The sequence below is a fragment of the Rhizorhapis sp. SPR117 genome (assembly GCF_021742065.1).
This window is the reverse complement of the sequence record NZ_JAKKIE010000208.1, coordinates 1-865: the sequence shown is the minus strand read 5'-3', so window position 1 is coordinate 865 and position 865 is coordinate 1. Positions and strand designations below refer to the sequence as shown.

General features: G+C 47.6%; 1 tRNA gene. It reads right to left on the bottom strand.

Annotation, left to right across the window (positions count from 1 at the left end):
- Positions 1-406 precede the first annotated feature (406 nt).
- Positions 407-474, bottom strand: a tRNA-Phe gene (locus L3X40_RS21995).
- Positions 475-865: the final 391 nt, after the last annotated feature.

Genomic DNA, 865 nt, shown 5'->3' with positions numbered 1-865 from the left:
CCGCATCGCGGGACATACAAATACTAGGGTCACTTCTCGATGAAAATCCCGGGTCAACTCTCAGCGGTAATCAACAGTCAGGGTAAACACCCAGTGCCAATGTGCTCGCTTACCGTCATGGCGATAGTCCATTCGCCAATATCGGCCGCCATTAGGACGCACCAGTAGATAAAGGGCCTTGCCCATCTCCCACCTTGTAGGGCTTGGCCTGCGGCTTGAGTCGGCGGATCGCGGTATCTGTGAGCATGACGGTATATGCTCCTTGTCGGGATTTTGTACCGACAAGATACCGTCAAATTCAAAAGCTTGCAACGGATCGGTGCGGTCGCGCCCGGAAGATATACCGTCATAATTACCTGAAATCAGGCATTTTCTGGATGATGGTGGATGGCTGCGGAAGGGCTACTGGTGCCCGGGGACGGGATCGAACCGCCGACACTGCGATTTTCAGTCTCCCCTTCTGGAATTCCGGGCGATACCGTGGAATACCATAATCGCCTATATTCAGTTAGTTATGAGACTTTAAACGAATTTCGCTATCCGCAATATACCGGGAATTTCCGTGTAATTCCGTGCCTGATTACACACAAATTACACGCAAGACCCGACATTCGAGTTTGATATAAGGGGCTATCAGGGAGTGATTTGAATCGTATTATTTAAATCGTATCCAATTTACAGTTAAAGCTACACAAATAAGCGCCGTCGATTCCATGAATAGTATCATTAAAGTCATCAATCTATAATGAGCCATTATCGAAAAAGGAGAAATTATATATTCATTATTAAGAGTCCTCTTGGAGGAGGAACCCCTCCGACTTCAGTCGGATACTGGCTTTAGAGTCCTCTTGGAGGAGGAACCCCT